This is a genomic window from Acidobacteriota bacterium (assembly GCA_030774055.1).
Classification (GTDB): Bacteria; Acidobacteriota; Terriglobia; order Terriglobales; family Acidobacteriaceae; genus JACPNR01.
The window spans coordinates 1-4,759 of the sequence record JALYLW010000029.1; the positions used below are offsets into that span (position 1 = coordinate 1).

Here is a 4,759-nt window from a genome sequence, read left to right on the forward strand (position 1 = left end):
ATCGCGCGCCGCCGCGCCCGCCGGTCCCAAGGCCACCGGCGCCGGCAAAGTGACCCACACGTTCGTTTGGGACAAGCCCAGCTTCCCCGGCACCATCCTCGCCGGCACGTACCACGAGTTCAAAGGCGTCTCCGGCGGCATGACGGTGAACGTCTTTTTCCGGCCGGAACACAAAGCCGAAGGGCCGGCATACGCCGACACGGCCGCTCGCGAGATCGAATATTTTGCCTCGCTCTACGGCCCCGCGCCGTCGCGCACGCTGAACCTGGTGGAGTTGCCCACCGACACCGTTCCCTCCGCGTGGGCGCCCGAGATCGCGGCCATCACCGGCAACGCCGTCAGTCCGAAGACGAACTATCGCCTGCTCGCGAACGTGATCGCGCACCAGTGGTGGGGCGTCTCGGTCAGCCCCGCGTCGAAAGCGGACACGTGGCTCGCCGATGGTTTCTCGCGCTACTCCGAGATGCGTTACGTGGAGTTCGCTTCCGGACAGACCGGCCTCGAGGAGGCCGCTAAAGATATGGCCGTGGGCGCGCTCGCGTATGACACCGTGCCGCTGGCGCAGGCTTCGAAGCTGGACACCTTCTCGCCCGAGTTCCAGTCACTGGTCACCGACAAAGGTGGGATGATCCTGCACATGTTGCGCTGGGTGTTGAGCGACGCCGTGTTCGACCGCACCATGCGCACCTTCGCCATGCAGTACGCCGGCAAGCCCGCGAGCGCGCGCGAGTTCCAAAAAGTGGCCGAAGCCACGTCGGGCCAGAGGCTCACCGCCTTCTTCACCCAATGGCTCGATTCCACCGGCGCGCCCGAATTCAAGAACAAGTACACCATCTATCGCCTGGGGAATAACAAAGGCTTCCGCGTCACCGGACAGATCTCGCAAGACCTCGACCTGTTCTCCATGCCGCTCGAGTTGCGCGTGGACACTGACGGCAAGACGGAGATGAAGCGCATCCAGGTTGCGGGCACGCAGTCAGCGTACGCCGTCGAGACTTTCGGCAAGCCGCGGCGCATCACGCTCGATCCCTATAGCCGCGTGCTGAAGAATTCTCCCGAGCTGCGCGTGCGCGCCTCCATCCTGCGCGGACAGCAGCTGGTCCGCGAAGGCGATCTTACCGAGGCGCTCAAGGAGTTCCAGAAAGCGCTCGATGCCAACAAGAACAGCTCGCTCGCACACTACCGCATCGCCGAAGTCTTCTTCCTGCAAAAGAATTATCAGTCCGCGGCGAACGAGTATCGCGAATCGCTCAACGGCGATGGCGACCCGCGCTGGACGGAAGTCTGGAGCCACATCCAGCTGGGCAAGATCTTCGACGTCACCGGACAGCGCGAGCGCGCCACCAACGAATATCGCCAGGCCCTGCAGACCAACGACAACACCCAGGGCGCGCTCGACGAGGCGCGCCGCTACTTGCAGGCGCCGTACTCGCAGAACCCCGATCGCAACGGCAACTGACCTTCCAGCCTTTATGGCCGGCGATTTATGCCGGCCCTTCCTTATCGCCTACGGGAAGATCACGGTCGCCGCGCAAACCCCAGCCCGCTCAACTTCCCCGCTTCCACGCCCTTCGCCAGCACCAGCACGTGGAAGGTCTCGCCCATCCCCGCCGGCGTGACCAGATGCTTCAGCTGGAGCGCGACCTTGGCATGTTCCTGCGGGACGGTGCAGCCCTCGAAGGCGTCGCCAAACTGCGTCTCTTCCCCGATGCCGAGCAGGAACTGTGACTGCGTCACCAGGCCCAACCGCGCGAACCCCGCCTGCTCGCCCGCGGCTTCGAGCGCACTGAAGTTCACGTGCGCGGTGATGTCCTGTTCGCCGGGCGCCGCATAAGGATCGCCGCTCATGGTGTGCTGGCGGTAGCAGGCCAGCGTGTCGAGATGGCGTCCCGCGACCTGCTCGTGGCGCGTGTAACCGTAGTCGATCACCACCACAAAGCCATGCTTCATCGCCTGCGCTATCTGCGCGGTATGGCGCAACCCTTCGAGCGATACTTCAACCCGCTCCCCGGCCTGTGGACGCACACTGTAACGGTCGAGATAGTCGAAGACGTCGTCGCTGGGGTGGACGAACGTCTCCACGAACCTCCCCTCTGCTTCGCCCACGCGCACCACGCCTTCGTGCGCGACCAGCTCCACGGGCAGCGCGTCGAAGAACTCGTTGGCAAAGACAATGGCATGCTCGCGGCCGGTTGTTAACGTCTCCGCGACTTCGGCCTTGCCATGGTTCACGTGGTCGCGCAGCGTCTCGAAGAGCCGCTGCCGCAAAGCCGGCGAGCGCTCGACCAGCACGTAGTGCAGCGCGGCGAAGAATCTGGGGAACTTCTTCGCCGACCAGTCGAGCACATCGCGCGCGAACAGTCCGCGTCCCGGTCCCAGTTCGATCAACTCCAGGCGCGCGGGCTCACCGAGGGCGCGCCACATCTCTTCGAACTGCCGTGCCAGCAGCCGTCCGAAGACGGCGTGGACGTCGCTCGAGGTGTAGAAATCTCCCGCCTTGCCGAACTTCTCCTGCGCGCGCGCGTAGTAGCCAAGGTCGCCGTGATAGAGGCAGAGTTCCATGTAGCGCGCGAACGGCAGCGGCCCATTCCGGCGGATCTCTTCGCTGATGATCTCGCGCAGGCTGGCCACGCTAGTCGCCGGTGCGCTCACGGCGCTGCCGCTCCTTCTGGTCCTGGGGGGTGCGGATGAACATCTCGACGAAATAATCGTGCAGGCAGTCGTAGAGCATGCGCTGAAAGACCCACTCGAAGTTGGGATGGTCGAGGTCGCGCGGATGCAGGGTCGCCGAATAGGTGTGCACTTTGACAGCCGGTTCTTTGAAAGTGATGAGCAGCTCCACGCCCTCCCCGGAAGGCTCGGCGGAGAAATCGAGCAGGGGATGCTCGTACAGGCGCAACTGTTCACGGACGCGTTCCACGCGGGTCACGTTGCGATTGTAATGGGTTGCGTGTGTTGCGGTGCGTGTAATGAGGCGCGTTACTCGTAGCGCAAGGCTTCGATGGGACTCAAGCGCGCGGCCTTGATGGCGGGCAGCATCCCGCTGACGATGCCCACGACGATGAGGATCCCGGTCGCCACCAGCAGGTTCATCGGATCGATGGTCAAGCGGATATCCCCCGCCTCAGCATTCTTCGCCAGCGCGCTATAAAGCGTCAGCCTGCCGATGGAGAGCGAGACGATGAATGCGAACACGATCCCGGCGAGGCCGCCGGCGAAGCTGATGGTAAGCGCTTCCGCGAGGAACTGCAGCAGGATGGACCGCCGCCGCGCGCCCAGCGCTTTCAGCGTGCCGATCTCGCGCGTGCGCTGCTGCACCGAGACGAGCATGATGTTCATCAGGCCCACACCGCCGATGCCGAGCGTGAGTGTCCCGATGAACGCCAGCAGGATCTTCAATCCCATGGTGATGATGCGGAACTGCGAAAGCCGCTCGAGCGAGTTGAATACGAAGATGGCGCGCCGGTCGTCCGCCCGGAAGTTGTGCGCCTGCCCCAGCGTGCCGCGCACCATGCGCTCGGCTTTTTCGTAATCCAGGCCCTCATAATCCACCCAGATGCCGTCGAGATACTGCGTGTTCTTGATGTCGCTCATGGTGGTGAACGGGATATAGATGATGCGGTTGATGTTGTCGTCGCCCTCTTGCATCTTGGCCTCGAGCACGCCGATCACCTGGAAGCTGATGCCGTTCACGCGGATGTACTCGCCCAGCGCGTAGCGGCCGGAAAACAATTTTGTCTTGGCTTCCGAGCCGATCACGGCGACGCGCGCGCGCTGCATGTAGTCTTCGTCGTTGAAGAAGCGGCCCGCCTCGGGATGCAGCTTGCGGATGCCCTGCATGCCGGTGCTCACGCCGTCTACATATAGCTGGTAGCTGCGATTATCCACAGCCACGGTCGTCGTCTTGCCTACGTCGGGCGAGATGTGGCGGATCATCGGCACCGAGTTCACCAGCCGATCGATGTCTTCATACTGAAAGCGAACCTGAACGCCTGCCTTAGCGCCGCCGGCTTGCAGCGAAGTGCGTCCCGGAAACACGCCGATCACCTTGGTGCCGAACGACTCGAAGATATTGGTGATGGCCACGCCGAATCCCGCGCCATAGGCGAGCAGCAGGATCACGGTCGCGATGCCCCACGCCATGCCGAGCATGGTGAGGGCGGCGCGGCGACGGTCGTGCTGCATGGCGCCGTAGGCTTCCTGGAGCAGGTCACGGAACATTGGGTAAGGTTATTCCTTCCTCAGCGCTTCCACCGGTTGCAGCGCGGCGGCTTTGCGCGCGGGATAGACGCCGGCCACGATCCCGGCCAGCGACAGCGATCCGATCGCCAGCATCGCGCTCGACGCCACCAGCGTGGGCGGATCGAAGCCCGGAGGCGAGGGCAGCAGGTGCAACGCCGCCATGATCCCCCAGGCCGCGCCCATCCCCAGGCCACCGGAGATGATGGTGAGGATCACGCCCTCGAGCAGGAATTGCGTGAGGATGTTGCGATTGGTGGCGCCCAACGCCTTGCGTAATCCGATCTCTTTGGTCCGCTCGGCCACCGACACCAGCATGATGTTGATGATGCCGATGGCGCCCAGCGCCAGCGTGACCAGCCCCACACTGCCCAGGAACATATTCATCGCGTCAAAGATCTTGCCCACCATCTCCTGGCTCTTGACCGTGTCCCAGTCTTCGAAGGCGTCTTCATTCTTGGGGTCGAAGCTGTGGTTCTTCGCGACCACCGCGCGCGCTTCATCGCGCGCGAGCTGGTGG

Annotated in this window: 5 protein-coding genes; 1 reads left to right on the forward strand and 4 read right to left on the reverse strand. The window is 63.7% G+C overall.

Annotated features, from left to right (window positions below; translation table 11 throughout):
* Window positions 1–1,459, forward strand: a 1,459-nt coding sequence (locus tag M3P27_02290) for a tetratricopeptide repeat protein (GenBank protein ID MDP9267140.1), incomplete at its 5' end; no start/stop codon positions are given.
* A gap of 59 nt (window positions 1,460–1,518) precedes the next feature.
* Here M3P27_02290 and M3P27_02295 read toward each other — a convergent pair.
* From M3P27_02295 to M3P27_02310, 4 genes are all read right to left on the reverse strand, one after another.
* Window positions 1,519–2,652, reverse strand: a complete 1,134-nt coding sequence (locus M3P27_02295) for an SAM-dependent methyltransferase (protein ID MDP9267141.1) — start codon at window positions 2,650–2,652, stop codon at window positions 1,519–1,521.
* Complete coding sequence (locus tag M3P27_02300; protein ID MDP9267142.1) at window positions 2,633–2,929, reverse strand: hypothetical protein; 297 nt, start codon at window positions 2,927–2,929, stop codon at window positions 2,633–2,635. The genes M3P27_02295 and M3P27_02300 overlap by 20 nt, the downstream gene beginning before the upstream one ends.
* A 50-nt stretch (window positions 2,930–2,979) precedes the next feature.
* Window positions 2,980–4,221 (reverse strand): ABC transporter permease, encoded by a 1,242-nt coding sequence (locus M3P27_02305; protein MDP9267143.1) that lies wholly within the window; start codon window positions 4,219–4,221, stop codon window positions 2,980–2,982.
* A 9-nt stretch (window positions 4,222–4,230) separates the two neighbouring features.
* Window positions 4,231–4,759 (reverse strand): FtsX-like permease family protein (locus tag M3P27_02310; protein ID MDP9267144.1); only part of this gene is annotated, 529 nt, incomplete at its 5' end.